This is a genomic window from Streptococcus sp. HMSC057G03, from assembly GCF_001808745.1.
GTDB lineage: Bacteria > Bacillota > Bacilli > Lactobacillales > Streptococcaceae > Streptococcus > Streptococcus parasanguinis_Z.
Map to the genome: position 1 here is coordinate 1 of NZ_KV794416.1, position 26,829 is coordinate 26,829.

Here is a 26,829-nt window from a genome sequence, read left to right on the forward strand (position 1 = left end):
TGTGTCGGCGGTTCGATTCCGTCTCGCGCCATCAATTCAATAATCAGGAAGGGTAGCGAAGAGGCTAAACGCGGCGGACTGTAAATCCGCTCCTTCGGGTTCGGGGGTTCGAATCCCTCCCCTTCCATCCTTTACGGGCATAGTTTAAAGGTAGAACTAAGGTCTCCAAAACCTTCAGTGTGGGTTCAATTCCTACTGCCCGTGTTAATAATTATGGCGGGTGTGGTGAAGTGGTTAACACACCAGATTGTGGCTCTGGCATGCGTGGGTTCGATCCCCATCACTCGCCTATTTATTATTTACATTATTGGGGTATAGCCAAGCGGTAAGGCAAGGGACTTTGACTCCCTCATGCGTTGGTTCGAATCCAGCTACCCCAGTTAAATTTATGCCGGCGTGGCGGAATTGGCAGACGCGCTGGACTCAAAATCCAGTGTCCGCAAGGACGTGCCGGTTCGACCCCGGCCGCCGGTATAGTAATAAAGACAAGGTTTTCGGACCTTGTCTTTTTTTCTTTGTTGTGTGTCGAGTTACCAATTTTTTCCATTTTAAAATAAATCATCAAGTTTATTAGCCAATGTTTTCTGTTTGCTAGGGTACAAATGGGAATAAGTATCAATTGTTGTTGTAATAGATGCGTGTCCTAATCTTTCTTTGACAACAAGATAATCTTCTCCTTGATTTATAAGTAATGATGCATGAGAGTGTCTCAGATCATGAATTCTTATTTTCTTTAAATCTTTATCCCTTTCTAGTATTTGCTTAAACTTCTTATCAATCATATTTTTTGTAATTGTTATTGGTGTACTCTGTATTATTTGAAGTTCTTCAGTATTTTTCGTAAATTCCTCAAGTTTTTCTTTTTGTTTTACTTTCCAATCTTTAAGCATTTCTGCTAATTTCTGATTTATTGTTATATTTCTAGTTCCTGAACGTGTTTTTGTTGTATTAATGTAGCTTGTATTATTGACAAAGTATACCGTTTTGGTAACGTAAATCGTATTTGTTAAAAGGTTTATATCATTCCAGTTCAATGCGAGTATTTCTCCCATTCTCATTCCAGTAAAGAAAGCAATTACGAAAAACAGGTCATAGCTAATTTCATCATCTCGAATAAGTTCTCTAAATCTTGTGAATTCTTCTATACTCCAAAATTTGATATTAGGCTTGCTAATTGGTAATTTTCTCAGATTCTCAACAGGATTTTTATCAATGAGGGATTTTCTTATACCAGTATCAAAAATTTTTTTAAGTAGAATTAGAATTTTATTAATTGTATTATAACTTAATGTTTCATTTTCATTTTGTTTTTTAGGTTTTGTTTTTAGGTATTCACGAAATTCGAATATATGGTCATACGTTAATTTATTTAAATTTGTATCTTTAAAATAAGGCTTAATATGACGCTCATAATTGTTTCTTTGTGTACTTGTGTAGCTTACTTTTCTGCCATTTTTCAAATCATCTTCTTCAAGTAAGTCGAATAACATATCCGTTGTCACTATAAAGTCAAATTGTTTCTCTTTTAATTCTACAACTCGAATATGTTGTTCTAGTTCTAGGGCTTCCTTTTTAGATTTTAATCCTTTTCGAATGATACGTATTCTTTTTTGTGTGACGGGGTGGAAACCATTAGAAACATCAACGGTCCATTTACCACTTTTAGTTTTACGAATAGTCATTCATTATGCTTCTTTCTGGAGTTCAATTCCTAGTAGTTCTTCAGCGACACTAGCTGGAATTGTACCTATCCGTTTGTTATCGTAGATGTTAAAACCACGATTAACTAATAGTAATTTGCCGGTATGGATAATCTTTCTTGCAGTTCCTGGAGCAAATCCAAGTTCGATAAGGTCATCTTTTGTTACAGTTTTAATCATGTGATCTCCTTTTCTGATTAGATTAAGTAAGGGGAGGATTAACTCCCCTTGTCTAATACTTATTTTTGTTTTACATCTACTAAATGGATAGCATCCGCCTTGTAATACATCGTTGAACTAATCATAGTGGCTTGTAAATTGTCAAATGTGACTGGTACTTGATCCATTGCTTGGATATAGTCATTATCGACTAAAGCTTCTGGATTATCTACTGAGACTTGGGTTGATTTCTTTTTGAATTGTCCATCCTTGATTGTTACATTGTATTTCCAACCGATGATTTTATCGGTATTAAAACGTCTTTCGCTACCATCTCGGTTTTTGATAATTTCTCCGTTTACATCTGCTCGGACTTCCGTTTCAAATTTTGGAATAACTTCATCCAATTCAAATTTTGTTCCAATGTTATTAAAATTCCAGTCATTTTGTGAAAGCATTTTTGCCATAGTTAATTTCTCCTTTTGATATTTTCTTTGATTGTAGGGATTAAATCCTCTCTTTTAAAGAGAATTGCCCTTTCTATTAATCCACTTGCTAAATCTGGTGGATATTCCATATTGTTGAGTGCGAGATAGTTTGATTTCTCATACTCATGCAGTAAGTTATTGTCGTATAGAAATTTATACGCTCTTAGAATAGCTCCAGAACCTTTATAGGTAAACCATTCTAATTTTTGTTCTAGTTCTGTTTTTGGTTTTGAAATAATGATAGAGACAGGTTTTGAGTGACCTAAAAACTTTTCCCAAGATCTCAAAGGTTTTGAGAAATAGCTATCACTATAGAATCTCACTTTTTCTTTGAGATATCCCTTGGTAAAGTTGAGAAGATCTATTTCTGAATGCAACCATTCTTGAATGAAGTAGTGAGCTTTTTCTTTCCTAAGTTCTAACTCAGTTCTTATCCAATTTTCTATATACCGCTTGCTGATACCGAGCTTCTCAGCTCGTTCTAAACGTTTATCGTAAATTCTAAGTCTTTCATCATCATTGGGTTTTCTCAAATATAAGGTCTGGCCGATTGTTTCATCTCCGTAGGTATTGTAGTAGGTGCTTTTTCCATATATAAAGCGTTTCTTCTGACAAATCTTTAGAAGCTGATTAGGAGTGAAATAGGGTGTTTCATTAAAATCATCTATTGCAATATCAATTCGTCTTACTGAAAATTGATTGTAATTGTAGTAGAGGTTGTTCAGAAACTGTCTTTCGGACAGACTATTTGGATCTAATACCATATCTCTAAAGAACTCGAGTGCCTGTCCTGACATGACAAGCATGTAGGACGACTCTTTCGCTCCATAGTAGATACGGATATTTCCATGATGAAGCTGGCTATCATAGTTATAGTATTTAAGGCTCCCTTTATTCTCTATAAATAGGTCATAATCAAGAAATAGAATGTCTTCGATTATTTCTCTTGGCGAAAATTCAGTCTTATCAAACTGAATTTGAATCCAGTCAAATACAGAACGTAAATGTTCATTTTTTGCCATAGATTTTGATTCAACTTTTTGCCTAATTTTGCCACCCATAAAATCTCTAAAACCCTTGATAATACTGAATTCTTTCGATGATACACCTAACTTGCAGAGGGTGGTGTTACTACACACCCTAACGGTCAAAAATGGTCCGTCCGCATTTACGCTCATTTTCGGCTTTCTGCCTCATGGCTCAGCCGAAAACTCGCTATTAGCCGAACCTATTTTTTGACCTCTTCTGAACAAACCCTAGTAAGCCGGTTTGCATCGACTCTTCAATATCTTGGATTTTCTTTTTTAGACTGGCATTCTCATTTTTTATCAACCGTATTTCTCGCTTGAATTCCTGTTTTAAGGCGCTCAGTTCATCGTAGAGCTCATCTATTACTTGGTTTAGGGATTCGTGCTCATTGTCTGCTAGACTCCCAAATATGGCTTGTATAGCCTCTTTTAGACCTATTTCAAGTTTTAGGTTAGCTAACTTTTGAAATTGTCTAAGGTCTTCGTTTGTAAAGTCATAGGCAACTGTATAATTTAATTGACGAGTTCTTGGATTTCTACTGATAGGAATTTTAATTTTTTTAAATTCCTTGCCACTTATCTCTTTAATCAGTTGAATCCAATTTTTAAGAGTAGAGGTAGAGTTTAGGCCAGAAATTTGATTGACTAACTCTTTATTGGTCATCTTTTTGTGAAACCTCCGAAATTTTCTTGTGCAACTGAAGAGTTTTCTGTGGTATAATTGTTACATAATATGTTTTGATCTTGGAACGAACGGCACATTTGTTTCAAGATTTTTTTATTTTGTCGAATCTTACCTCCTTTATTAAAATTTTTTAAATCGAACTATTAGTTACATACGCTTTTACCTCCTTTTATGATATAATATTCTCAATGGAATATTTAATCTTAAAATAAATATTCCTTATGGAATAATTCTATTTTATACCGTTTAGAATATTTTGTCAAGCTAAAATATACAGAATCGAATATTGAAGAGGAAACAATGTTTAATAATAATTCTTTTGGAGATCGTCTTAAGCAACTGAGAAAGAGTAAGAAGTTAACTCAAGTACAAGTTTCTGAGATGATTGATGTACAACAAGGTACTTATTCTCGTTGGGAAAATGGAACTTTAGAGCCTAATTTAGAAGCCGTTGTCAAATTAGCAAAATTATTTGATACCACGACAGATTACTTATTAGGAAAAACGATTTACAGTACTCTAGATGTTGTCCCACATCCAATCACTAGAATTGATTTGAAGAAGCTAAAAGGGTTTAATAAAACTGAACTAGACGATCTGAAATTTGCGATTGTTATGAATGGAATTAAAAACCATTCGACTCTACCTAAGTATTTGGATGAGCTAGTCTCTGAATATAATTTAGATGAAGAAGAGCAAGAAATATTGCATACCCTTTTTAAAGAGGTTTCTGACTATTTTAATGCAGATTGATGGTTTATTTGATTAAGTTTCAATAGGTAAAGATTAGTATATTCTTGTTGAGTGATTTTATTTTATGAAGGTTGTTTATAGTTGAAAGGGGAAAGAGTTTGACTGATATCCACTGGTAGAGAACTTCTGATGAGGCTTTGAACAAGCCCTTATATGATATCAATCACCGACAACGAAAATATTTGGCTTACAGAACTGCTTGTGAAGCTCTAGTGGATGAGTTTGAGTAAATGTTGTACTTATTCTTGCAATTTATCATTAACAAAAAGAGAGAACCGACTCAAAATCGACTCTCTCTAATCAATCACTCTAGCTAATACAGTCAATAAATTTAAAATTCATTTTTAAAAAACTAATTACTTCTATAATTTATTTTCACATGCAAATTTTAACTCTTGAAGATCTTTTTTTAGTAAGATAGGCAATTCACGTCTCATCATTTTCCTTAATAATAAGATAGACCAGCCACTTAAACTCTCTTGAACTACAACCTCAGAAGATCCATTTGATAATTTTTTTATATACCAATTATGAATTGCATGAGCTCCTATTGTATTACCTGTCCATCCAAAACATGCAGCTGAAGCTGTATGGATTTCGGATTTATATTTTAGACCTCCTGATTTCCATTCAAATTTTGCCCCCTCTTGAATGTGAGATGCTAATAATTTTATTTCTGAAATTCCATTACGCCAGTTATGCCAATTATTGATTTCAGATAATACTGCCATAATTTTATCTCTTTCTGCATGAATAATTATATGTTCTTCAGCAAAAACAAGTGCATTAAAATCACATACTACATTAAAGTCCATCATATCTAGTGCCACCTCTCTATTTAAATTAATTTCAATCAATAGTCATTTTGATGATTGACTTATATTATAGCAATTATTTTAAAAATAGTGAAGAATATAATTAAGATAGCGAGATTCTCTGATGATGATCTTAGGACGATAAGTTATGGAGTGTTACCAAAAAGTTACTAAAATTTGAAAAATGAGTCTATTTTGCAAGATTCAAAAGTCCCAAAACCCTATTAAATCAAGGATATAAGATTTAAAAAGTGTATTCATAGAACTCAAAATCCAGTGTCCGCAAGGACGTGCCGGTTCGACCCCGGCCGCCGGTATAGATTATAAAAGGAGTTTTTACTCCTTTTTTTGTTTATTTTTTTTCTTTTTTGTGATATAATTAACCGGTAAAGTTTCTGCTAGTGAATTAGAAGGAGTTTATTTTGTCTGAAGTTGCAAATAAAATCGATCGATTTTTAAATTCTATTTTATTATTATCTGAGAATCAACATGAGATTTTAGTTGGGTCTTGTACAAGTGGTGTTTCATTAACCAACACTCAGGAACATATTTTGATGCTGGTTGCTGATGAAGCTCTAACCAATTCTGTCTTAGCAAAGAAATTGAATGTTAGTCAGGCAGCGATCACGAAGGCTGTGAAGCCCTTATTAAGTCAGGGGATGCTGGAGACTTATCGCGATGAAAATGATGCACGGGTTCTCTATTACCGCTTAACTGAGATTGGTAAGCCGATTGCCTTAGAGCATCAGCACCACCATCTGCATACCCTTCACACTTATGAGGATGTTTTGTCGAAGTTTACTAAGAATGAGCAAGGGGTCATTTCGCGGTTTTTAGATTTATTGGAAGAGGAGTTATAGTTTGAGGTATATTACGGTTTCAAATTTATCGTTCTATTATGATCGAGAACCGGTTCTGGAAGGGATCAATTACTACTTAGATAGTGGGGAGTTTGTTACCTTGACCGGGGAGAATGGGGCTGCTAAGTCAACCTTGATTAAGGCTAGCCTTGGCATCTTACAGCCCAAGGTTGGGACTGTTGAGATTTCAAAGACGAATGTGAAGGGAAAGAAGTTAAGGATTGCTTATTTGCCGCAACAAATTGCTAGTTTTAATGCAGGGTTTCCAAGTACGGTCTATGAATTTGTGAAATCAGGTCGGTACCCTCGTAAAGGATGGTTTCGAAAGTTGAATGAGCACGATGAAAAACATATTCTGAAGAGTTTAGAATCTGTTGGGATGCTGGAGTTCAAGGATCGGGCGATTGGTTCTTTGTCTGGTGGTCAGAAACAGCGGGCTGTCATTGCTAGGATGTTTGCTTCAGATCCGGATATCTTTGTTTTAGATGAACCTACGACAGGGATGGATGCGACGACAAAGAGTGATTTTTATGAGTTGATGCATCACAGTGCGCATCACCATCAAAAATCTGTTTTGATGATTACGCATGATCCTGAAGAGGTTAACCAATTTGCGGATCGGAATATTCATTTGGTTCGTGACCAAAGCTCTCCTTGGAGATGTTTTAATGTCCATGATACTGAAGGGGAGGGTGACCATGCTTGATTTATTCCAGTATGATTTTATGCAACGGGCCTTGTTGGCTATGGTTGCCATGAGTCTTTTTTCTCCTGTATTAGGGATTTTCTTGATTTTAAGACGGCAGAGTCTTATGAGTGATACGCTAAGTCACGTCTCTCTTGCGGGTGTCGCTTTTGGGCTTTTCCTTGGGATCTCTCCAACGCTCTCGACCATGATCATTGTCATTATTGCTGCGGTTTTTCTTGAGTATTTGCGGACCTTATTTAAGGACTTTATGGAGATCGGGACGGCAATTTTAATGTCCACAGGTCTTGCCCTAGCTTTGGTACTGATGCGTGGTGGTGGGAAGAGCTCGATGAGCTTGGATCAGTATTTGTTTGGTTCTACCCTAACCATTACGGATGAACAGGTGATCGCCTTGTTTGTGATTGCTTTCGTTGTATTAGTGCTGACGGCCTTATTCTTGCGGCCTATGTATATTTTGACCTTTGATGAAGATACGGCCTTTGTGGATGGGCTTCCGGTCCGGACCATGTCCATCTTATTTAATGTGGTAACGGGGGTTGCTATCGCCTTGATGATTCCTGCAGCAGGATCGTTATTGGTTTCAACCATCATGGTCTTACCGGCTAGTATTGCGCTGAAATTAGGGAAGAACTTCCGTGGGGTCATGCTGCTTGCGGTCATTATTGGCTTTATCGGGATGTTTAGTGGGTTGATTTTGTCTTATATTGCAGATACACCAGCGAGTGCCAGCATCACGCTTTTATTTGTGGCCTTGTTCTTGCTTGTGAATCTTGGATCACGTTTGAGGAAGTAAATATGAAATTTAAAAAAATAGGTTTAATGTTGTTGGTGGCTTTTGCCCTTATCTTGACTGCTTGTGGCAAAAGTCAGAGTCAAAATGGAAAATTAAAAGTGATGACCACTTTTTATCCTGTTTATGATTTTACAAAAAATATTGTCGGAGATGAAGGAACGGTAGACCTGCTCATTGGAGCGGGATCAGAGCCTCATGAATATGAATTGTCTGCTAAGGGGCGGGCTATGATTCAAGATTCGGATGTTTTCGTCTATGAGAATGAAAACATGGAAACGTGGGTTCCAAATCTTTTGAAATCAATGAAGGATAAGAAAACCAAAGTGATCGATGCCACCAAGGGCATGGTCTTGCTTCCTGGATTGGAAGAGGAACATGAACACGAAGGGGGCGAAGAACACCATCATGAATATGATCCTCACCTTTGGCTCTCTCCACATCGTGCCATGAAGATGGTAGAGTCGATTCGCGATCAGTTGGTCGCAGCTTATCCAGATAAGAAAAAGACGTTTGAGAAAAATGCCCAAGCCTATCTGAAGAAATTACAGGCTTTGGATCAAGCTTATCAGGATGGATTGAAAGATGCGAAGCAAAAGAATTTCGTGACCCAACACGCGGCTTTCCGTTACTTGGCCTTGGATTATGGATTAAACCAGGTGGCCATTTCAGGGATTTCACCTGATAGCGAGCCTTCTGCTGCACGATTGCGTGAATTGACAGAGTATATCAAGAAAAATGAGATCAAGGTCATTTACTTTGAGGAAAATGCTTCTAAATCCTTGGCGAAAACCTTGTCTTCTGAAGCTGGTGTCGAATTGGCTGTCTTAAATCCTTTGGAAAGCCTGACGGAGAAAGAAATGAAAGATGGCGAAGACTACGTGTCTGTTATGAAGGAAAATCTAAAGGCGCTAGAGAAAACAACGTCACAAGCTGGTAAGGATATTCAACCGGAACATGAGGAAGAAACTAAGACGGTTCAAAAGGGCTATTTCGAGGATAACCAAGTCAAAGATCGTAGCTTAGAAAATTATGCAGGTGATTGGCAATCGGTTTATCCATACTTGCAAGATGGAACTTTGGATCAGGTCTTTGATTATAAGGCAAAATTAAATCCAACCATGACTGCTGCTGAGTATAAGGAATATTATACCAAGGGTTACCAAACAGATATTGATCGGATTAAGATTGATAAGGATTCAATGGAGTTTTATCAAAAAGGATCTTCTAAGAAATATGCCTATAAATACGTAGGTAAGCACATTTTGACTTATAAGAAGGGGAATCGTGGTGTTCGGTATCTCTTTGAAGCCAAGGAAAGCGATGCGGGAGACTTCAAATATGTTCAATTTAGTGACCATGAAATCACTCCGGTAAAGGCAGCTCACTTCCACATTTTCCATGGAGGAAAGAGTCAAGAAGCGCTTTATGATGAGTTGGAAAATTGGCCAACTTATTATCCTTCCAACTTATCTGGTTTAGAAGTGGCACAAGAAATGCTGGCTCACTGAAAGTAGTATTCAAAGAGAGATTGGGATGTATTATCCCGGTCTTTTTTTGATCCGAAATAGGAAGTAGAGCTTGTCAAATGTTTGAAAATACGTTACAATGAAGGGGCTTTAAACTAAAAAAATGTATGGGGAATTTTTAATGAAAAAAGTTGGTGCAATTCTGGTGAGTTTTCTTAGTGTGCTCCTGTTAGTGGCTTGTTCGCAACAGAGAACGAGCAAAAGATCAACCGCCTCCTCTAGTCAAACGACGACCTCTTCTGAAGTCAAAAAGACGGATGCTTCTAGTTCAGAAGTGAAGGAGAAAGAAAAAAAAGAAGAGAAAAAAGAAGTGAAGAAAATGGATCTTGAGGCTATTGCTAATGGGGATTACAGCAGTATTGCTGGTGTCTGGCAAGATGATAAAGGAAACAAGCTGGTCTTTAACGACAAAGGGTTGGTTTCACAAGAGTTGGAGGGCTATGGTGCTTCTTTGACGGATTATGGGACAGCCTCAGAAGGGATCTATGGTGGTCGTGATGGTGGTTTCTTGTTGGAGTATATCCCTGCAGGAGTAACCATTGGTGATCAGGTCGATGATCAAGGGCAAGTTGTTTTTAAGGATACATCCGATGCCTCTAAGAACCGCTTGTGGTCTGGTGTTGGAATCGCTAGTTTTGGGGAACAAGGATCGATCTACTATCATGTAGGAGATGAATAATAGAAAAAAGTCGTCTGCTTTCAGACGACTTTTTTTATGGATGTGGGGGGAGCCAAGAAAGATCGAACTGAAGCAGCTGGGCTTCAAGGAGATCTTGGTGGGCAATCTCTTGCCGCTCTTTGCCATCTAATCGGGCTTTTTGGATAAAATAGGCACCTGTAGTATGGGAGTTAGCGCAAATTTTGAGCTCATGGTTTGGAAGATGGAGAAGAACTTCTTTAAAGAGAGGGAGCCCTAGATCATAGATTGGTTTTCCTGGACAGGTTGGGTAGAGTCCAAGGACCGACCAGATGTACCAAGCAGATAGGCTACCGTTGTCCTCATCACCTGGATAGGCTTGGAAATCTTGATGGAAAGCTTGGGAACGGATCTGGTGGATAAGAAGATTGGTATAATCGGGGTGAAGACTATGGCGGAAGAGATAGGGAATGTGAAAGCTAGGCTGATTGGAGATGGCAATCTGCCCAAATGGAGCCTGGGCCATTTCACTCATTTCGTGGATTTCATAGCCATATCCTCTTACGTCAAATTGAGGTCTTTGATTGGCCAGATCCAGCAGTCGTTGGGTGAAGACTTTTTTTCCGCCCATCAGCTCTATTAGGCCGGAGAGGTCGTGTAAGGCTCCAAAAGTAGCCTGGGTTGCAGAGCATTCTGCATAATCTTCTCCCCAGCTGGTAGGAGAGAAGGGCTCTTTAAAGTTTCCATTGGTGGATCGCGCTCTCATGAAACCCGTTTGGGCATCGTACAATGTTCGGTAGGAGAGGCTGGAAGTAGCATACCGAGCGGCTGTTTCTGCATGCCCCAATTGCTTGGCAACGGTAGCAATGCAAAAATCACTGTAAGCATAATCTAGGCTGTGGCTCACACTTTCGTGAAAATCATCGGGTAGGTAGCCAAGTACTTTGTAGGCTTCATTGCCATGGCGACCAAAATGTTGCATGGGATCTGTTTTTTGGGCTGTCTGGAGCATGGCTGTGAGCATGTTTTCATGTAGGTCTGGTGCGATCCCTTTTGTGACAGCATCCGCAAAGACTCCATCGATGAGAGTGCCTGGCATCATCCCTCGTTCATCTGGGGCCAACCATTTTGGTAGAAAACCAGTATCCTGGTAAGTATTTAAAAATCCTTCGAGGAAGTGACGGTAGTAATCGGGGTAGACAAGGCTATAGAGCGGAAAAGAGGTCCGAAAGAGATCCCAAAATCCGATATTGGTGTAGGCTTTTCCTGGTTTAATTTCATTATGGGTGACATCTAGATGCCAGTCATTTCCCTCGGTATCTGTTTCATAAAAAGTTTGAGGGAAAAGGAGGAGTCGGTACAGGCAGTGGTCGAAAAAGGCTTGATCACATCCTCCGTTATCTTTCACTTCAATTCGCTTTAGTAGCTGATTCCATTGATCGGCTGCTTCTTTTTTAGCTTCCTCTAAGGGAAGGTTGGGAAGATGTCTGTGAGCCATGTCTTGGGACAGATAAGAGCTTCCTAATTGGACGGTCACTTCATTGCTAGAAAAGGTGAGAAAAAGGTCCTGATCGATGTGAGTGACAGTCTCGATTGGCTGGCTAAATTGCCACTGGAGATAGAAAGAGTAGGAAGTATCTGCGGTATGGGCCTGATCCAGAATGCGGAAGTGACAGGTGTGGTCTGTAAGGGTCAAGTCCTCTAGTTCATTTGCTGCATGAAAGCAGAGAGTCAATTTTTCTGGCGCTTGAAAGCGCAGGACAGCCCCGTAGCGGCTTGGAACCAGCTCGCTTTGAATCTGATAACGTTCCGAAAAAATACGGAGAAAGTGGGGCTGAAAAAGAGCTTCTTTGATCGAATAACTGCTTTGGCGACGGAAGAGGTCGGAACTTGTAACTTCTCCTGTGATGGGCGTGATGAGGCACCAAGCGTAGTCTCCGATCCAGGGACTAGGCTGGTGGGTGAGGCGAAAGCCCTGAAAAATAGGGAGATTAGGGTTGAAAACCCAAGCTCCTTGTTCGTGTGTCGTCTGGGGAAGAAAGTAATTCATTCCAAAAGGGACTCCGGTATAAGGGAGGGTGTTTCCGTGCGAATAGTGGGGATGATTATCACTTCCCCAGCGGGTATCGATGGTCTGGCAAGTTGTGTGCATCTGGTCTCCTTTTTCTTCATCAACCTTAAATGGTCTGTGTTTTTCTTGGAACATGCAGTGGTATTTTCTTCATTGTATCAAAGCGTTGTCAAATATGATAGCGTTTTTATCAAATGGAAAATTTTGTAGAAAAAGGGCTATAGTTTGCGTATGTATTTCCCTTTTGAAATCTTTTATACTGAATAGGAAAGAATCGATACGTGTGAGGAAAATAAATGACCTATTCAAAAGAAATTGTGCGAGAATGGCTGGACCAAGTAGCAGAACGTGCCAAGGAGTACCCTGAGTGGGTGGATGTCTTTGAACGTTGCTACACAGACACTTTAGACAATACAGTTGAAATCTTAGAAGATGGCTCGACCTTTGTGCTGACTGGGGATATCCCAGCTATGTGGTTGCGTGACTCAACGGCTCAATTGAGACCTTATCTTCATGTGGCTAAAAGAGATCCTCTCTTGCGTCAGACCATTGCAGGTTTGGTCAAACGTCAGATGACTTTGATCCTCAAAGATCCCTATGCTAACTCTTTTAATATTGAAGAGAACTGGAAGGGGCATCACGAGACCGACCATACAGATCTCAATGGCTGGATTTGGGAACGCAAGTATGAAGTAGATTCGCTGTGTTACCCCTTGCAACTGGCTTATCTCCTTTGGAAAGAAACTGGTGAGACTAGCCAGTTTGATGAAACTTTTGTTACGGCGACCAAGGAGATCCTTCATCTCTGGACGGTGGAGCAAGACCACAAGAACTCTCCTTATCGCTTTGTTCGGGATACGGATCGTAAGGAAGACACGTTAGTGAATGACGGCTTTGGTCCAGAATTTGCCGTGACAGGGATGACCTGGTCAGCCTTTCGTCCAAGTGATGACTGCTGTCAGTATAGCTATCTGATTCCATCCAATATGTTTGCAGTGGTTGTCTTGGGTTATGTGCAAGAAATCTTTGCAGAGTTGAATCTAGCTGATAGTGAAAGCATCATTGCTGATGCCAAACGCCTGCAAGCTGAGATCCAAGATGGGATCGAAAACTACGCCTACACCACCAACAGCAAGGGCGAGAAAATCTATGCCTTTGAGGTAGACGGTTTGGGAAATGCTAGCATCATGGATGATCCTAACGTACCAAGTTTGTTAGCTGCTCCCTATCTTGGTTACTGTGATGTGAACGATGAGGTCTATCAAGCCACTCGTCGCACCATTCTGAGTCCTGAAAATCCTTACTTCTATGAAGGAAAGTACGCTAGTGGGCTAGGAAGTTCTCATACTTTCTACCGCTATATCTGGCCGATTGCCCTGTCGATCCAAGGATTGACAACGACGGACAAGGCAGAGAAGAAATTCTTGCTCGATCAGTTGGTTGCTTGCGACGGTGGCACGGGTGTCATGCACGAAAGTTTCCACGTAGATGATCCGACTAAATACTCGCGTGAATGGTTCTCTTGGGCTAACATGATGTTCTGCGAGTTGGTCTTGGATTGCTTGGATATTCGCTAATGAGCTGTCGCTCAACAGATTCCTCTAAGGAATCACAAATATTTTTAAATTTAAGTTAGAATGAGGTTTTACTCATGGAAAATGTTGTTGTACATATCATCTCTCACAGCCACTGGGATCGTGAGTGGTATCTACCTTTTGAAAGCCACCGCATGCAATTGGTGGAACTGTTTGACAATCTGTTTGATCTTTTTGAAAATGATCCTGAATTCAAGAGCTTCCACTTGGATGGCCAAACGATCGTCCTTGATGACTATTTAGAAATTCGCCCTGAAAACCGTGACAAGGTGCAGCGTTATATCGACGAAGGCAAGCTCAAGATTGGTCCTTTCTATATCTTGCAGGATGATTACTTGATTTCCAGTGAAGCCAATGTTCGCAATACCTTGATTGGACAAGCTGAATGTGCCAAATGGGGCAAATCTACTCAGATCGGTTACTTCCCAGACACCTTTGGAAATATGGGGCAAGCTCCTCAAATCCTTCAAAAATCAGGGATTCACGTAGCGGCCTTTGGGCGTGGTGTCAAGCCAATTGGATTTGACAACCAAGTTCTTGGAGATGAGCAATTCACCTCTCAATTTTCTGAAATGTACTGGCAAGGGGCGGATGGTAGCCGTGTGCTGGGTATTCTTTTTGCCAACTGGTACAGTAACGGAAATGAAATTCCAGTGGATAAAGATGAAGCTTTGGCTTTCTGGAAACAAAAATTGGCAGATGTTCGTGACTATGCATCGACCAACCAATGGTTGATGATGAATGGTTGTGACCACCAACCGGTTCAACGAAACTTGAGTGAAGCCATTCGTGTGGCCAACGAACTCTTTCCTGACGTGACCTTTATTCACAGTTCTTTTGATGACTACGTGCAAGCAGTGGAAAGTGCGCTCCCTGAACAATTATCAACCGTTACAGGAGAATTGACCAGCCAGGAAACCGATGGTTGGTACACACTGGCAAATACATCTTCTTCTCGGATTTATCTCAAACAAGCCTTCCAAGAAAATAGCAACTTACTCGAGCAAGTGGTCGAACCTTTGACCATCATCACTGGTGGACATCACCACAAGGATCAGTTGACCTATGCCTGGAAGACGCTCTTGCAAAATGCGCCACACGATAGTATTTGTGGATGTAGCGTGGATGATGTTCACCGCGAAATGGAAGTTCGTTTTGCCAAGGTCAATCAAGTTGGAAACTTTGTCAAGACCAACCTTCTGAACGAATGGAAGGGTAAACTAGCGACTCAAAAAGCCCAGAGTGAGCATCTCTTTACGGTCATCAATACAGGCTTGCATGATAAGGTGGATACCGTCAGCACGATCGTCGATGTAGCGGTTTGTCCATTTAAGGAGTTGCATCCTACAGAAGGCTTCAAGAAAATGGCAGCTTTGACCTTGCCAGACTATCATGTAGAAGATTTAGACGGTCATCTTGTAGAAGCTGAGATTGAAGACTTGGGAGCAAGCTTTGGCTATACCTTGCCTAAGGATAAATTCCGCCAACCCTATATTGCACGTCAAGTGCGCGTGACGGTTCCGGTTCATTTGGCAGCCTTGTCTTGGACGACCTTCCAGCTCTTAGAAGGTAAAGCACCTCATCATGATGGTCTGTTCCAAAATGGGGTGATCGATACACCATTTGTAACCCTTAGTATCGATGAAGGTTTGACCCTCTATGATAAAACGACCAATGAGGCTTATGAGGATTTCCTTCGCTTCGAAGACCGCGGTGATATCGGAAATGAATATATCTACTTCCAACCAAAAGGGACAGAGCCAATCTATGCGGACTTAACAGCTTATGAGGTCTTGGAAAACAATGCTCGCTATGCCAAAATCTTGCTCAAGCATGACTTGACCATTCCAGTCAGCGCAGATGAACAATTGGATGCGGAGCAAAGAGGGATTATCGAGTTCATGAGACGAGATGCAGGTCGCTCAGAAGAGCTGACAACCATCCCTCTTGAAACGGAGATGATCATCTTTGTAGATGATCCGCAAATTCGCTTCAAGACGCGCTTCACCAATACAGCCAAGGATCACCGTATCCGCCTCTTGGTTAAGACTCACAATACGCGTCCAAGCAACGACTCGGAAAGCATTTATGAGGTGGTGACACGGCCAAATAAACCAGCCGCTTCTTGGAAAAATCCTGAAAATCCTCAACACCAACAAGCCTTTGTCAGCTTGTATGATGATGTCAAAGGAGTGACAGTAGCTAACAAAGGATTGAACGAATATGAAATCCTTGGAGACGACACAATAGCTGTAACACTTCTTCGTGCTTCAGGAGAACTCGGTGACTGGGGCTATTTCCCAACACCAGAAGCACAATGCTTGCGGGCCTTTGAGGTGGAATATGCAGTGGAATGCCATCAAGCTCAGGGCCGCTTCTCAGCTTTCCGTCGTGCCAAAGCCTTCCAGGTACCATTTACAGATCTTCAAGTTGCAAAACAAGAGGGTAGCGTTGCAGCAACGGGAAGTCTCTTTAACCATCCGGCACTGAACTTGCCACAAGTATGTCCAACAGCCTTTAAGGTAGCAGAAAATGAAGAAGGTTACATCCTTCGCTATTACAATATGAGCCAAGAAAATGTGCGCGTGTCAGAAGGGCAACAAACGGTTGTCGATCTTCTGGAGCAACCGTATCCGGTCCACTCAGGACTATTGGCACCACAGGAAATTCGAACAGAATTGATCAAAAAAGAAGAAATTTAATTTCAAAAAGTAAACATAAACAGAAAGGAGGAGCGAAAAAAGTAAGAACCGACTGCTTTTCTCGCTCCTTTTTGCAGGTGAAAGCAATGACCATTGCAACGATTGATATCGGAGGGACTGGGATTAAGTTTGCTAGTCTCACTCCTGATGGAAAGATTTTAGATAAGGCCAGCACCCCAACGCCAAAAACTCTAGAGGATTTGCTGGCTTGGTTGGACCAACGCTTGTCAGAACGTGACTACCGTGGGATTGCCATAAGTGTCCCAGGAGCCGTTCATCAAGAAACCGGGGTGATTGAGGGGATCAGTGCCATTCCTTATATCCATGGTTTTTCTTGGTATGAGGCGCTTGCTCATCATAAGCTCCCTGTCCATTTAGAAAATGATGCCAACTGTGTTGGACTGAGTGAATTGCTGGCGCATCCTGAGATTGAAAATGCAGCCTGTGTTGTCATTGGCACAGGAATTGGTGGGGCTATGATTATCAATGGTAAGCTTCACCGTGGTCGCCATGGTTTGGGTGGAGAGTTTGGTTACATGACAACCATCGAACCAGCAGAAAAACTCAATAACTGGTCACAATTAGCTTCTACAGGAAACATGGTTCGTTATGTGATTGAAAAATCAGGTCAGTCAGACTGGGATGGCCGTAAGGTTTATCAAGAGGCTGCAGCAGGCAATGCCCTTTGCCAAGAAGCCATTGAGCGGATGAATCGAAATCTAGCTCAAGGGCTCCTCAATATTCAGTACCTAATCGACCCAGATGTCATTAGCCTCGGTGGCTCTATCAGTCAGAACCCAGATTTTATCAAAGGGGTGCAAAAAGCGGTAGACGTCTTTGTGGAAAGATATGAAGAGTATACAATTGCGCCAGTGATCCAAGCTTGCACCTATCAGGCAGATGCCAATCTCTACGGTGCCCTTGTCAATTGGTTACAGGAGGAAAACCAATGGTAACTTTTACAGGACTTAGTTCCAAACAAGCCCAAGCTATCGAAGCATTAAAAAAGCACATTTCTCTACCAGATGTAGAAGTGGCGGTCACCCAGTCTGACCAAGCTTCTATCTCTATCAAAGGTGAGGGTGGAGAATATCAATTGACTTATCGCAAACCTCACCAACTCTATCGCGCCTTATCTGTTCTCGCAACAGCTTTAGAAGAAGGGACTAAGGTAGAGATTGAAGAACAAGCGGCTTATGAAGATTTAGCCTACATGGCTGACTGTTCGCGAAATGCAGTTCTAAATGTTGCATCTGCCAAGCAGATGATTGAAGTCTTAGCTCTCATGGGTTATTCAACCTTTGAGCTTTATATGGAAGATACCTATCAGATTGAAGGGCAACCTTACTTTGGCTATTTCCGTGGCGCTTATGCTGCTGAAGAATTACAGGAAATCGAAGCTTACGCCCAGCAGTTTGATATGACCTTTGTACCATGTATCCAGACCTTGGCTCACTTATCAGCCTTTGTCAAATGGGGTGTCAAAGAAGTCCAGCAACTTCGTGATGTAGAGGACATTCTCCTCATCGGTGAAGAAAAAGTTTACGACCTAATCGACGGCATGTTTGCCACTCTGTCTAAACTGCAGACACGCAAGGTCAATATTGGCATGGATGAAGCCCACTTGGTTGGTTTGGGACGCTACCTCATCTTAAACGGTGTTGTGGACCGTAGCCTCCTCATGTGTCAACATTTGGAGCGCGTGCTGGATATTGCAGACAAGTATGGTTTCCACTGCCAGATGTGGAGCGATATGTTCTTCAAGCTCATGTCAGCAGATGGCCAGTACGACCGTGATGTCGAAATTCCAGAAGAAACTCGTGTTTACTTAGACCGCCTTAAAGACCGTGTGACCTTGGTTTACTGGGATTATTATCAGGATAGCGAAGAAAAATACAACCGTAACTTCGGTAATCACCACAAGATTAGCCAGGATATTGCCTTTGCAGGTGGTGCTTGGAAGTGGATTGGTTTCACACCACACAACCATTTCAGTCGTCTCATCGCTATCGAAGCAAACAAAGCCTGCCGTGCCAATCAGATCAAAGAAGTCATTGTGACTGGTTGGGGAGACAATGGTGGTGAAACAGCTCAGTTCTCTATTCTGCCAAGCTTGCAAATCTGGGCAGAACTCAGCTACCGCAATGATTTAGACCGTTTGTCAGCTCATTTCAAGACCAATACAGGTCTACCGGTTGAGGACTTCATGCAGCTGGATTTGGCCAATCTTTTACCAGATCTACCAGGAAATCTAAGTGGTATCAATCCCAACCGCTATGTCTTTTATCAGGATGTTCTTTGCCCAATTCTTGATAAGCATATGACTCCTGAACAGGACAAGCCTCACTTTGCCCAGGCAGCTGAGACTCTGACTGACATTAAAGAAAAAGCTGGAGTCTACGCTTATCTTTTCGAAACTCAGGCACAGTTGAATGCCATTTTAAGTAGCAAGGTGGATGTAGGCCGACGCATTCGTCAAGCCTATCAAGCAGGTGATAAAGAGAGCTTGCAACAAATCGCTAGAGAAGAACTGCCAAAACTCAGAAGCCAGATTGAAACCTTCCACAAGCTCTTTAGCCAGCAATGGTTGAAAGAAAACAAGGTCTTTGGCTTGGATACATTAGATATCCGTATGGGTGGACTCTTGCAACGAATCAAGCGCGCAGAAAGCCGCATTGAAGATTATCTAGCTGGTTCCATCTCACGGATTGATGAGTTGGAAGTAGAGATTTTGCCATTCAACGATTTCTACGGAGATAAGGACTTCGCAGCCACAACGGCTAATCAGTGGCATACCATTGCGACTGCATCAACTATTTATACAACGTAAAAAATGCCAAGTTGGATGACAGATGTCTTATCTACGGTGGATAGGAGTAGAAGAGGAGCTGTGTTTACCATCGCCCTTTTCTACTCCTTTTTTAAAGCTATGTCATAAATTTGTAGAATTTTTTCTATAATTAGGAGTTTGAAAAGAGAAAATGGCTATCTTATAATAAGTATTGCAAACGCTACCAAAGCAAAAACACGCTCAAGGCTCAAAGGGGGGAGTTAAATGAAAAAGTTTGTAAGGACTCTGAGAGAAAATTTCATTTTTCTTTTAATGGTCTTACCTGGTGCAGCGTGGTTAATCTTATTCTTCTATATTCCGGTTTTTGGGAATATCGTAGCATTTAAGGACTATCATATTACGGGAGAGGGCTTCATTGACAGTGTCATGAAGAGTAAGTGGGTTGGCTTTGACAACTTCAAATTCCTCTTTAGTTCCAAAGATGCCTACATTATTACAAGAAACACGGTATTGTACAACTTAGGATTCATCTTCTTAGGATTGATTGTTTCCGTTGGGATCGCCATCATCTTTAGTGAGTTGAGATCAAAAAGAGTGGTCAAGGTGCTTCAAACCTCCATGCTCTTCCCATACTTCTTATCATGGGTTATCATCAGCTTCTTCACCGATGCCTTCCTTAACGTGGACAAAGGATTGGTCAACCACATCTTAGCTTCATTTGGTATGAAAGCCATCAATTTCTATTCGGAATTGTGGATCTGGCCAGCGCTTCTCCTCTTCTTAGGAATCTGGAAAGGCTTTGGTTATAGCAGTGTCATGTACTATGCAACCATCATGGGAATCGATCCAACCTTCTATGAAGCAGCGACCGTGGATGGTGCGTCTAAGTGGCAACGCATTCGCAACATCACCATTCCTCAGTTGTCTTCCTTGATTACAGTTTTGACCATTCTTGCAGTCGGAAATATCTTCCGCGCAGACTTCGGTCTTTTCTACCAAATCCCGCATAATGCTGGAGCGCTCTATAGCGTAACCAACGTTATTGATGTTTATGTCTACAACGGTTTGACCAAGTCAGGGGATATCGGGATGACAGCAGCAGCCGGTCTTTACCAATCGGTAGTCGGTTTGGTTCTTGTTTTGATCTCAAATATCATTGCCCGTCGCATTGATAAGAATGCCGCTCTCTTCTAGAAAGGAGGATCGTATGAAAAAATCAACCATTCAAAAAGAAAAAATTGATAATGTCGGGATCCATTCTTTCAGTAAGAAGAGCAACTTCTTCTTTACCTTGTTGTTGACCTTGGTCGGCTTGACCTGTGTGCTTCCCTTCATCTTCGTTGTCATGATCTCTTTGACAGACGAACAAAGTTTGGCAGTCCATGGCTTCCAATTCTGGCCAGCAAAATTTGGATTTGATGGTTATCTCTTCTTGGTACAATTCAAAGACAAAATCTTGCAAGCCCTCTTCATTACCTTGTTTGTGACCATTGTGGGAACAGCATGTAATGTCTTTATCACCACAACTTATGCTTACGCAATCTCACGGAGTACCTTTAAATACCGCAAGTTCTTTACCGTATTTTCACTCCTTAGTATGCTCTTTAGTGCAGGGTTGGTTCCAAGCTACATTGTGACCACTCAACTCTTGCAGTTAGGTGATACCATCGGGGCTTTGATTATCCCAATGTTGCTCAGTCCATTTAACATCATCTTGATGCGGACCTTCTTTAAACGGACCATTCCAGAAGCCATCCTTGAATCCGCTCGGATCGATGGGGCAAGTGAAACACGGATCTTCTTCCAAATCTGCTTGCCATTGTCTCTACCAGGGATTGCGACTATCAGTTTGTTCACTGCTTTAGGATTCTGGAACGACTGGTTCAACGCCCTCCTCTATATTAAGAGTGACAACCTTTACCCATTGCAATACCTCTTGATGCAAATCCAAAACAATATGGATTACATCGCTAAAAACGTCGGGGTATCCGGCCAATTGGCAGGAGCTGTACAATCCATCCCACGGGAAACAGGACGTATGGCCATGGTGGTTGTGGCAACAGTGCCAATCGCCATTCTCTATCCATTCTTCCAACGCTACTTTGTAAAAGGCTTGACCATCGGTGGTGTGAAAGAATAACATCGTTCATTGAAAATCAACAGGATTTTCAACTCATAACTTAGTCTAAAAAGAAAATAACATAAAGGAGATTTTTCTTATGAAAAATTGGAAAAAATATGCGTTAGCATCTGCTAGTGTCATCGCTCTTGGAGCTACTCTTGCTGCTTGTGGAAGCCTTACAGGTAACAACAAGAAATCTGCAACAACTGAAGACGGGAAACCAATCATCAAGATGTACCAAATCGGTGATAAACCAGATAACTTGGATGTTCTTCTTAAAAATGCCAACAAGATCATTGAAAAGAAAGTTGGCGCAAAATTGGATATCCAATATCTTGGTTGGGGTGACTACGCACAAAAAATGAACGTCATCATCTCATCTGGTGAAAACTATGATATTGCCTTTGCCAACAACTACGTTATCAATGCTCAAAAAGGTGCCTATGCTGACTTGACAGAATTGTACAAGAAAGAAGGGAAAGAACTTTACAAAGCACTTGACCCAGCATACATCAAAGGGAACACTGTAAATGGCAAGATCTATGCTGTTCCAGTAGCAGCCAACGTTGCATCTTCTCAAAACTTTGCCTTCAACGGACCACTTCTTGAAAAATATGGTATCGACGTTTCAAACGTCAAAGACTATGCTTCTCTTGAACCAGTCTTGAAAGCTATCAAAGAAAAAGATCCAAACGTTGTTCCATTTGCAATGAACAAGAGCTACGGTGGACCTTCAGATGACTTCGACTATGTGGCTGTTGATGGACTTCCATTCGTTGTTGACTTGAAAGGTGACACTACTAAGATCGTTGACCGTTACACAATTCCTCGTTATGTAGAAAACTTGAAGACTCTTCACAAATACTACGAAGCAGGATACATTCCAAAAGACGTAGCAACGAGCGACACTGGTTATGATCTTTCTCAAGATACATGGTTGGTTCGTGAAGAAACAGTAGGACCAGCTGACTACGGTAACAGCTTGCTTTCTCGTGTAGCAAACCGTAAGATCGACATCAAACCATTTACTGAACTGTACAAGAAAAACAACACCACTCAAGTAGCTAACTTTGTTATCTCAAACAACTCTAAGAACAAAGAAAAAGCCATGGAAGTGTTGAACCTCTTGAACACTGATCCAGAACTCTTGAACGGCCTTGTTTATGGACCAGAAGGCAAGAACTGGGAAAAAGTTGCCGGTAAAGAAAACCGTGTCAAAGTCTTGGATGGCTACAACGGAAACACTCACATGTCTGGATGGAACACTGGTAACAACTGGATTCTTTACATCAACGAAAACGTAACAGATGAACAAATTGCACAATCTAAGAAAGATTTGGAAACTGCAAAAGAATCTCCAGCACTTGGCTTCATCTTTAACACAGACAAAGTGAAATCAGAAATCACTGCTCTTACAAATACTTTGAACCAATTCGCAGGTGCGATCAATACTGGTACTGTGGATCCTGAAGTAGAAGTTCCTAAGATGCTTGAAAAATTGAAATCAGAAGGTGCTTACCAAAAAGTACTTGATGAAATGCAAAAACAATACGACGAATTCCTTGCTTCTAAAAAATAAGAACAGGTAGTGCGAAAAGGCTTTGGGGTGATCTCCAGAGCCTTTTTATTTCTTTATGAAAATGAATCCTGTAAATGAAAATCAATATTTCAATTTACTAATGCAAATATGAGGAAAGCGTTTTATTTTTATGGTATAATAGAATGACTAATTGGAAAAGAGGCTGAAAGATGGGGAAAATCATTGAATTCATTTTTACGAGAGTCTATGTTGCCATGCTGGTAACAGGGATTTTTGGGGTCTTGACGATCTGTGGGGGCATCCTTCTAGGAGTAGGACCAGCCAGTGCCACTATCATGAGCCTCTATGCGGAAAATGGCATGACCTACAAGGACTATCATTGGTCACGCGCTTGGGAACTCTTCAAAGAAAATCTGGTTCCGGCCAATCAAGTTTTTTACACCTTCTTTGCCATTGAAGGAATCCTCCTCTATGGCATGTACCTCATGGTCCAGATTCCTCACTTAAATTTCTTCCAAATTTTGGTTCTTCTGTTTAATCTAGTTTTCCTCTTGGTTGCGCCTCTAGCTTACGCCGTTTATTTGAAATTGCAAGTGCATTTTGCTCTCTCTTATGCCAACAGTATCAAGCTCAGTTTGATCGGAATGTTGCTGGACATTCGTCCAGTTCTTAAGCTCATCCTTGGAACAGCACTACTTGGTGTCATTAGCTATTATATGCCAGCCCTTCTCTTTTTTGTCTTGATCGGTGTATGGCATTTCTTTGTCAATGATATCTTTGACCCTGTTTATCAAAACATCCACGAAAAATTGGTATCCTAACGATGAAAAAAATCTGGTTAAGTACGCTTTTAAAATTCTACGCCTATGTCATGGTGGTCATTTTGACCATTATGGGCCTGGTCGTAGCGGGGATCTCTTGGAAAAACCAGCAAGCTGAAGCCGATCGGATCGCCCAACGGGTCTTGACTGAAGTCGTGACGGATCTCGAGACCTCTTATCAGCGGGTCACACAAGAAGGGCGTAGTCTCGTTGAAAACCCTGCAAAATTAGAAGGGGTTTATCGCTATTTTACCTTGTCACCATCGGAGTATGAGACTTGGCGATTGAATGCCCAGTTTCCTTCTTATATCCAATTGTCCCTACATAAGAATATTGACAGTCTCTATTTGAGCAATAAAAACATCGAGGGTATCGATGTCACCTTGTCGGATTACAAGACAGTATTTGTCTCTACCCGGCAATCGAAGGGGGGTAAGCAAGTTTCCGCGGACCATTACAAGGCTCCTGCGACAGCCATTCCGGTTCCTTTGACAGATCCGACTACGGGTGCTGGAGTTGGGATTGCTTATATGACTCTGGACCAGGAAATTTTGACGGCAGCAATTGACAATGCTAGAGGCGATCTTCCGGTCGCTGTGCGAGTCTTCACTCCCTTTGGGAAAGAGATGTACCATGAAGGAGATAAAGGACAATCAAAGGATGTTAAATGGCAAACTCGTAGCACGATCTATGGCTATAAGGTGGATGTCGTCGTTTCTGAAAGTTATTTGGTCAAGAAGGGTCTAGCTAACCTGACCACTTTTCTCTCCATTGCCTTCCTGATTTTCTTGATCCTGTACTTGTTATTACGGCAGATTTTCAAAAATTACCGGCGTCAAGTCCTCGACTTGGTCGATACCATGAATCAGATCAGTCAAGGCGATAGTGAACGTCGGATTGATACTTCGACGAAGGACCAAGAACTTTTGGTCATTGGTAATATGATCAATACCATGTTAGACAATATGGACAAGAACATTCGGGATATCTACCAGTTGCAGCTCAGCCAAAAAGATGCCAATATGCGGGCCTTACAAGCCCAGATCAATCCCCATTTCATGTACAATACACTGGAATTTATCCGGATGTATGCCGTCATGCAAGAGCAGGATGAATTGGGTGATATTATCTATGAGTTTAGTAGTCTCTTGCGCAATAATATCTCAGATGAGCGAGTGACGACGGTTGAAAATGAGCTCGAATTTTGTCGCAAATACAGCTACCTCTGCATGGTACGTTATCCCAAATCGATTGCCTATGGCTTTAAGATCGATCCAGGTTTGGAAAAAATGAAGATTCCAAAATTCACCATCCAGCCTTTGGTCGAGAACTATTTTGCGCATGGGGTGGACCATAAACGCAAGGACAATGTGATCAGTGTCAAGGTCTTGCAAGGAGAAGGGCAGGTCATCATCTTGATCACTGATAATGGGCGCGGGATGAAAGAAGAACAGCTAGAAAGCATTCAAGAGATGCTAGCCAATCGCAATCCACGCTCAGAAATCGAAGAAAAGAGTGGTCGGCAGTCCATCGGAATTGTCAATGTCCATGAACGCCTGCTGCTCTATTTTGGAGATCGCTACCATATCCAAGTCTTCTCCCAACCTCACCATGGAGTGACTTATACGATAACCATTCAAGATGAATAAAGGAGACAGAATGTACAAAGTCTTATTAGTAGACGATGAGTATATGATTACAGAAGGGTTAAAAAAATTAATCCCCTTTGACCACTGGAATATGGAAGTGGTCGCAACTGCAGAAGATGCAGACCAGGCCCTTGATTATGTGCGAGAGTATCCGGTAGATGTGGTGATCACGGATGTCAATATGCCTGGGAAAACTGGACTTCAGATGATTGCTGAGATGAAGGATTTGATCCCAGATGCTGCCTTTATCATTATGTCAGGCTATCAGGATTTTGAATATGTCAAGACAGCCCTCAATTTGCGCGTGGCAGACTACCTGCTCAAACCTGTCAATAAGGTGGAGATGGGCAATATTCTAGAAAAAATTCGGAACCAAATCCAGCAACCAAGCCAAGAGTTGGCCAACCGTTTGATTCACGATGACATCTCTGAGGAAGAGTTTTGTCGGTACATCGCAGGTCGGAATTCACTGTGGATTGGGATTGCTAAGGAGAAAAAAGGCTTTATCAGCTCGTCTTACCAAGTTCTAGGGCAAAATCTTCAACTCTTTATCTCAGATCAAGAAGAAGAAGCCATGATTGAGAAGGCCTTTGAGCCTCCGTATAAGGAGCACTTTCATCAATTTAAGGACCTAGTAGAGCGGAGCCTCTTTTATGGGGCGATCCCTCTCAATCAAGATGAAGAGGTCTTCCATTACTACGAACCGGCCTACCGGGTGATCATGCAAGGAAATATCCAACAGATCTTAGAAGAACTGGACTGGTTAGAAAAAATGATCCTTGAGAAGACACCTAAGGTTTCACTGACCAAGCAGCTCTTTATCCAATTTTTGATGGATGTCTTTCATTTGTTTGAATACCTGCAAGGAGATGATTTGGCCGATGTGGTTAAGAAAGTCCATGATGCTGCCACCTTTAGCGAGATGATTGGCTTTATCCAGGAAGAGTTGTCCCGTTTCTTATCCCACTATCGGATGAATGAAAATGTAGCGAGTGTCCTCCAAGTGATTAGCCGTGATTACCAAAAAGAGCTGTCACTCAAGGACATCAGTCAGGCTCTCTTTATCAATCCAGTCTATTTAGGACAATTGATTAAACGAGAAACCAATGCGACTTTCGCAGAACTCCTCAACAAACAGCGGATTAAGGCTGCCCAGCAGCTCCTCTTATCGACCAATGACAGCATTGAAGATATCTGCTATAAAGTCGGTTACAGTAATGTAGGCTATTTCTACAAGGTTTTCCGTAAACTCTGTGGAAAATCGCCTAAAACCTATCGCTTACAAGTCATGACAGAGCATGCAGAAGATGAGTAAAAGGCTGAGACGCTTTGTCTCAGCCTTTTTACTTTTCATCTTAAGTCCTTTGTATCTTGATTGAAATGAA

The 26,829-nt window shown here is 41.3% G+C and carries 23 protein-coding genes, 5 tRNA genes and 1 pseudogene; 22 read left to right on the forward strand and 7 right to left on the reverse strand.

Going from position 1 to position 26,829, the window contains the following annotated elements; genetic code table 11:
- Positions 1-46 precede the first annotated feature (46 nt).
- The 5 genes from HMPREF2686_RS00480 (at position 47) to HMPREF2686_RS00500 (ending at position 474) form a co-directional block, all read left to right on the forward strand.
- Positions 47-127: transfer RNA gene (locus HMPREF2686_RS00480), tRNA-Tyr, on the forward strand.
- 6 nt (positions 128-133) lie between these two features.
- Positions 134-204 (forward strand) — tRNA-Trp (locus HMPREF2686_RS00485).
- 12 nt (positions 205-216) lie between these two features.
- Positions 217-289 (forward strand) — tRNA-His (locus HMPREF2686_RS00490).
- A 19-nt stretch (positions 290-308) separates the two neighbouring features.
- Positions 309-380: transfer RNA gene (locus tag HMPREF2686_RS00495), tRNA-Gln, on the forward strand.
- A 10-nt stretch (positions 381-390) separates the two neighbouring features.
- Positions 391-474 (forward strand) — tRNA-Leu (locus HMPREF2686_RS00500).
- Between the two features lie 74 nt (positions 475-548).
- Here HMPREF2686_RS00500 and HMPREF2686_RS00505 read toward each other — a convergent pair.
- From HMPREF2686_RS00505 to HMPREF2686_RS00525, 5 genes are read right to left on the reverse strand one after another with little or no spacing between them, the layout of a single operon-like run.
- On the reverse strand, positions 549-1,682 hold the full coding sequence (locus HMPREF2686_RS00505; protein ID WP_070448802.1) for a tyrosine-type recombinase/integrase: 1,134 nt from the start codon (positions 1,680-1,682) through the stop codon (positions 549-551).
- A 3-nt stretch (positions 1,683-1,685) separates the two neighbouring features.
- Positions 1,686-1,880, reverse strand: a complete 195-nt coding sequence (locus HMPREF2686_RS00510) for a DUF3173 domain-containing protein (protein WP_000598356.1) — start codon at positions 1,878-1,880, stop codon at positions 1,686-1,688.
- Positions 1,881-1,939: 59 nt separating this feature from the next.
- Positions 1,940-2,326 carry a hypothetical protein gene (locus HMPREF2686_RS00515; protein ID WP_049486503.1) on the reverse strand — a complete coding sequence of 129 codons (387 nt, stop codon included), beginning with the start codon at positions 2,324-2,326 and terminating at the stop codon, positions 1,940-1,942.
- Between the two features lie 2 nt (positions 2,327-2,328).
- On the reverse strand, positions 2,329-3,525 hold the full coding sequence (locus HMPREF2686_RS00520) for a replication initiation factor domain-containing protein (protein WP_049486502.1): 1,197 nt from the start codon (positions 3,523-3,525) through the stop codon (positions 2,329-2,331).
- A 40-nt stretch (positions 3,526-3,565) separates the two neighbouring features.
- Positions 3,566-4,039, reverse strand: coding sequence for a hypothetical protein (locus HMPREF2686_RS00525; RefSeq protein ID WP_070448804.1), 474 nt, complete (start codon positions 4,037-4,039; stop codon positions 3,566-3,568).
- Between the two features lie 321 nt (positions 4,040-4,360).
- Between HMPREF2686_RS00525 and HMPREF2686_RS00530 the strand changes: the two genes are divergently transcribed.
- Together HMPREF2686_RS00530 and HMPREF2686_RS10740 are read left to right on the forward strand one after the other, a co-directional pair.
- Positions 4,361-4,813 (forward strand): helix-turn-helix domain-containing protein, encoded by a 453-nt coding sequence (locus HMPREF2686_RS00530; RefSeq protein WP_048717498.1) that lies wholly within the window; start codon positions 4,361-4,363, stop codon positions 4,811-4,813.
- Positions 4,814-4,938: 125 nt separating this feature from the next.
- Positions 4,939-5,043: pseudogene (locus tag HMPREF2686_RS10740) on the forward strand (IS30 family transposase); the annotation flags it as partial.
- A gap of 132 nt (positions 5,044-5,175) precedes the next feature.
- Here HMPREF2686_RS10740 and HMPREF2686_RS00535 read toward each other — a convergent pair.
- Positions 5,176-5,631, reverse strand: coding sequence for an SRPBCC family protein (locus tag HMPREF2686_RS00535; RefSeq protein ID WP_000968642.1), 456 nt, complete (start codon positions 5,629-5,631; stop codon positions 5,176-5,178).
- 419 nt (positions 5,632-6,050) lie between these two features.
- Here HMPREF2686_RS00535 and HMPREF2686_RS00540 point away from each other — a divergent pair, with 419 nt between their 5' ends.
- The 5 genes from HMPREF2686_RS00540 to HMPREF2686_RS00560 all read left to right on the forward strand — a co-directional run bounded on the left by HMPREF2686_RS00540 (position 6,051) and on the right by HMPREF2686_RS00560 (position 10,195).
- Positions 6,051-6,488 (forward strand): zinc-dependent MarR family transcriptional regulator, encoded by a 438-nt coding sequence (locus HMPREF2686_RS00540; protein ID WP_024054682.1) that lies wholly within the window; start codon positions 6,051-6,053, stop codon positions 6,486-6,488.
- Position 6,489: 1 nt separating this feature from the next.
- Entirely contained in the window at positions 6,490-7,194 is a 705-nt protein-coding gene (locus HMPREF2686_RS00545; RefSeq protein WP_003013743.1) for a metal ABC transporter ATP-binding protein, read from the forward strand.
- Positions 7,187-7,990, forward strand: a complete 804-nt coding sequence (locus tag HMPREF2686_RS00550) for a metal ABC transporter permease (RefSeq protein ID WP_049506201.1) — start codon at positions 7,187-7,189, stop codon at positions 7,988-7,990. The genes HMPREF2686_RS00545 and HMPREF2686_RS00550 overlap by 8 nt, the downstream gene beginning before the upstream one ends.
- Before the next feature lie 2 nt (positions 7,991-7,992).
- A complete protein-coding gene (locus HMPREF2686_RS00555; RefSeq protein WP_049506200.1) occupies positions 7,993-9,498 on the forward strand; it encodes a zinc ABC transporter substrate-binding protein AdcA in 1,506 nt (501 codons plus the stop codon).
- 139 nt (positions 9,499-9,637) lie between these two features.
- Positions 9,638-10,195, forward strand: a complete 558-nt coding sequence (locus HMPREF2686_RS00560) for a DUF6287 domain-containing protein (RefSeq protein ID WP_042759851.1) — start codon at positions 9,638-9,640, stop codon at positions 10,193-10,195.
- A 34-nt stretch (positions 10,196-10,229) separates the two neighbouring features.
- Here the strand turns inward: HMPREF2686_RS00560 and HMPREF2686_RS00565 are convergent, their stop codons facing one another.
- Positions 10,230-12,305 carry a GH92 family glycosyl hydrolase gene (locus HMPREF2686_RS00565; RefSeq protein WP_049506205.1) on the reverse strand — a complete coding sequence of 692 codons (2,076 nt, stop codon included), beginning with the start codon at positions 12,303-12,305 and terminating at the stop codon, positions 10,230-10,232.
- A gap of 215 nt (positions 12,306-12,520) precedes the next feature.
- Here HMPREF2686_RS00565 and HMPREF2686_RS00570 point away from each other — a divergent pair, with 215 nt between their 5' ends.
- The 10 genes from HMPREF2686_RS00570 to HMPREF2686_RS00615 all read left to right on the forward strand — a co-directional run bounded on the left by HMPREF2686_RS00570 (position 12,521) and on the right by HMPREF2686_RS00615 (position 26,759).
- On the forward strand, positions 12,521-13,801 hold the full coding sequence (locus HMPREF2686_RS00570) for a glycoside hydrolase family 125 protein (RefSeq protein ID WP_049506198.1): 1,281 nt from the start codon (positions 12,521-12,523) through the stop codon (positions 13,799-13,801).
- Between the two features lie 74 nt (positions 13,802-13,875).
- Positions 13,876-16,521 (forward strand): alpha-mannosidase, encoded by a 2,646-nt coding sequence (locus HMPREF2686_RS00575; RefSeq protein ID WP_070448806.1) that lies wholly within the window; start codon positions 13,876-13,878, stop codon positions 16,519-16,521.
- Positions 16,522-16,607: 86 nt separating this feature from the next.
- Positions 16,608-17,477 carry an ROK family protein gene (locus HMPREF2686_RS00580; RefSeq protein WP_070448808.1) on the forward strand — a complete coding sequence of 290 codons (870 nt, stop codon included), beginning with the start codon at positions 16,608-16,610 and terminating at the stop codon, positions 17,475-17,477.
- Positions 17,471-19,351, forward strand: a complete 1,881-nt coding sequence (locus tag HMPREF2686_RS00585) for a beta-N-acetylhexosaminidase (RefSeq protein ID WP_070448810.1) — start codon at positions 17,471-17,473, stop codon at positions 19,349-19,351. Before HMPREF2686_RS00580 ends, HMPREF2686_RS00585 begins: the two co-directional genes overlap by 7 nt.
- Positions 19,352-19,576: 225 nt before the next feature.
- Entirely contained in the window at positions 19,577-20,506 is a 930-nt protein-coding gene (locus HMPREF2686_RS00590) for an ABC transporter permease (protein ID WP_003004309.1), read from the forward strand.
- Positions 20,507-20,519: 13 nt separating this feature from the next.
- Positions 20,520-21,452, forward strand: coding sequence for a carbohydrate ABC transporter permease (locus HMPREF2686_RS00595; protein WP_003004100.1), 933 nt, complete (start codon positions 20,520-20,522; stop codon positions 21,450-21,452).
- Positions 21,453-21,531: 79 nt separating this feature from the next.
- Complete coding sequence (locus HMPREF2686_RS00600; RefSeq protein WP_070448811.1) at positions 21,532-23,013, forward strand: ABC transporter substrate-binding protein; 1,482 nt, start codon at positions 21,532-21,534, stop codon at positions 23,011-23,013.
- Between the two features lie 170 nt (positions 23,014-23,183).
- Positions 23,184-23,795 carry a DUF624 domain-containing protein gene (locus HMPREF2686_RS00605; protein WP_070448813.1) on the forward strand — a complete coding sequence of 204 codons (612 nt, stop codon included), beginning with the start codon at positions 23,184-23,186 and terminating at the stop codon, positions 23,793-23,795.
- A gap of 2 nt (positions 23,796-23,797) precedes the next feature.
- The gene (locus tag HMPREF2686_RS00610; RefSeq protein WP_070448815.1) at positions 23,798-25,444 is read left to right on the forward strand and encodes a sensor histidine kinase; all 1,647 of its coding nucleotides are present in this window, start codon (positions 23,798-23,800) and stop codon (positions 25,442-25,444) included.
- A gap of 10 nt (positions 25,445-25,454) precedes the next feature.
- The gene (locus HMPREF2686_RS00615) at positions 25,455-26,759 is read left to right on the forward strand and encodes a response regulator transcription factor (protein ID WP_061604263.1); all 1,305 of its coding nucleotides are present in this window, start codon (positions 25,455-25,457) and stop codon (positions 26,757-26,759) included.
- The last annotated feature ends 70 nt before the right edge of the window (positions 26,760-26,829 follow it).

Coding starts and splice junctions, on each gene's coding strand:
- HMPREF2686_RS00525 (WP_070448804.1), bottom strand. CDS start 4,039: ATGACCAATAAAGAGTTAGTCAATCAAATTTCTGGCCTAAACTCTACC.
- HMPREF2686_RS00505 (WP_070448802.1), bottom strand. CDS start 1,682: ATGACTATTCGTAAAACTAAAAGTGGTAAATGGACCGTTGATGTTTCT.
- HMPREF2686_RS00565 (WP_049506205.1), bottom strand. CDS start 12,305: ATGCACACAACTTGCCAGACCATCGATACCCGCTGGGGAAGTGATAAT.
- HMPREF2686_RS00605 (WP_070448813.1), top strand. CDS start 23,184: ATGGGGAAAATCATTGAATTCATTTTTACGAGAGTCTATGTTGCCATG.
- HMPREF2686_RS00510 (WP_000598356.1), bottom strand. CDS start 1,880: ATGATTAAAACTGTAACAAAAGATGACCTTATCGAACTTGGATTTGCT.
- HMPREF2686_RS00570 (WP_049506198.1), top strand. CDS start 12,521: ATGACCTATTCAAAAGAAATTGTGCGAGAATGGCTGGACCAAGTAGCA.
- HMPREF2686_RS00600 (WP_070448811.1), top strand. CDS start 21,532: ATGAAAAATTGGAAAAAATATGCGTTAGCATCTGCTAGTGTCATCGCT.
- HMPREF2686_RS00550 (WP_049506201.1), top strand. CDS start 7,187: ATGCTTGATTTATTCCAGTATGATTTTATGCAACGGGCCTTGTTGGCT.
- HMPREF2686_RS00535 (WP_000968642.1), bottom strand. CDS start 5,631: ATGATGGACTTTAATGTAGTATGTGATTTTAATGCACTTGTTTTTGCT.
- HMPREF2686_RS00590 (WP_003004309.1), top strand. CDS start 19,577: ATGAAAAAGTTTGTAAGGACTCTGAGAGAAAATTTCATTTTTCTTTTA.
- HMPREF2686_RS00520 (WP_049486502.1), bottom strand. CDS start 3,525: ATGAGCGTAAATGCGGACGGACCATTTTTGACCGTTAGGGTGTGTAGT.
- HMPREF2686_RS00585 (WP_070448810.1), top strand. CDS start 17,471: ATGGTAACTTTTACAGGACTTAGTTCCAAACAAGCCCAAGCTATCGAA.
- HMPREF2686_RS00575 (WP_070448806.1), top strand. CDS start 13,876: ATGGAAAATGTTGTTGTACATATCATCTCTCACAGCCACTGGGATCGT.
- HMPREF2686_RS00615 (WP_061604263.1), top strand. CDS start 25,455: ATGTACAAAGTCTTATTAGTAGACGATGAGTATATGATTACAGAAGGG.
- HMPREF2686_RS00515 (WP_049486503.1), bottom strand. CDS start 2,326: ATGGCAAAAATGCTTTCACAAAATGACTGGAATTTTAATAACATTGGA.
- HMPREF2686_RS00560 (WP_042759851.1), top strand. CDS start 9,638: ATGAAAAAAGTTGGTGCAATTCTGGTGAGTTTTCTTAGTGTGCTCCTG.
- HMPREF2686_RS00555 (WP_049506200.1), top strand. CDS start 7,993: ATGAAATTTAAAAAAATAGGTTTAATGTTGTTGGTGGCTTTTGCCCTT.
- HMPREF2686_RS00610 (WP_070448815.1), top strand. CDS start 23,798: ATGAAAAAAATCTGGTTAAGTACGCTTTTAAAATTCTACGCCTATGTC.
- HMPREF2686_RS00530 (WP_048717498.1), top strand. CDS start 4,361: ATGTTTAATAATAATTCTTTTGGAGATCGTCTTAAGCAACTGAGAAAG.
- HMPREF2686_RS00595 (WP_003004100.1), top strand. CDS start 20,520: ATGAAAAAATCAACCATTCAAAAAGAAAAAATTGATAATGTCGGGATC.
- HMPREF2686_RS00580 (WP_070448808.1), top strand. CDS start 16,608: ATGACCATTGCAACGATTGATATCGGAGGGACTGGGATTAAGTTTGCT.